This window comes from Massilia sp. YIM B02769 (genome assembly GCF_030411995.1).
Taxonomy (GTDB): Bacteria; Pseudomonadota; Gammaproteobacteria; order Burkholderiales; family Burkholderiaceae_D; genus Telluria.
The window spans coordinates 1-1,079 of record NZ_JASNRC010000042.1 but is presented as its reverse complement, the minus strand read 5'-3'; the positions used below and the strand labels follow the sequence as shown (position 1 = coordinate 1,079).

Sequence of the window (1,079 nt, the reverse complement as noted above, 5' to 3'; positions counted from 1 at the left end):
CTGTCGAAGAAATTCGGCGGCGAAGCAAAAGCATACGACCAGATCGATGCTGCTCCGGAAGAGAAAGCACGCGGCATTACCATCAACACCGCGCACGTCGAGTACGAAACCGAAAACCGTCACTACGCACACGTTGACTGCCCAGGCCACGCCGACTACATCAAGAACATGATTACCGGTGCCGCGCAGATGGATGGCGCGATCCTGGTGTGCTCGGCCGCCGACGGCCCAATGCCACAGACCCGCGAGCACATCCTGCTGGCGCGTCAGGTTGGCGTTCCGTACATCATCGTGTTCCTGAACAAGTGCGACCTGGTCGACGACGCAGAACTGCTGGAACTGGTTGAAATGGAAGTCCGCGAACTCCTGTCGAAGTACGAGTTCCCAGGCGACGACCTGCCAATCATCAAGGGTTCGGCACGTATGGCGCTGGAAGGCCAGGCTGGCGAAATGGGCGAAGAGTGCATCATCCGTCTGGCTGAAGCCCTCGACACCTACATCCCAACCCCGGAACGTGCTGTTGACGGCGCCTTCCTGATGCCAGTCGAAGACGTGTTCTCGATCTCGGGCCGCGGCACCGTCGTGACCGGTCGTGTCGAGCGCGGTATCATCAAAGTCGGCGAAGAAATCGAAATCGTCGGCATCATCGACACCGTGAAGACCACCTGCACCGGCGTGGAAATGTTCCGCAAGCTGCTGGATCAGGGTCAAGCTGGCGACAACGTTGGTCTGCTGCTGCGCGGCACCAAGCGTGAAGACGTGCAACGTGGTCAGGTTCTGGCGAAGCCAGGCTCGATCAAGCCGCACAACCACTTCACCGGCGAGATCTACGTTCTGTCGAAAGATGAAGGCGGCCGTCACACCCCGTTCTTCAACAACTACCGTCCGCAGTTCTACTTCCGTACCACCGACGTGACCGGCTCGATCGAGCTGCCAGCGGACAAGGAAATGGTCATGCCAGGCGATAACGTGTCGATCACCGTCAAGCTGATCAACCCGATCGCGATGGAAGAAGGCCTGCGCTTCGCAATCCGCGAAGGCGGCCGTACCGTCGGCGCCGGCGTGGTTGCCAAGATCAT

Annotated in this window: 1 protein-coding gene; it reads left to right on the top strand. The window is 59.5% G+C overall.

Annotated elements, in window-relative coordinates:
- Positions 1-1,079, top strand: a 1,079-nt coding sequence (tuf, locus tag QPK31_RS26090) for an elongation factor Tu (RefSeq protein WP_290425794.1), incomplete at both ends; no start/stop codon positions are given.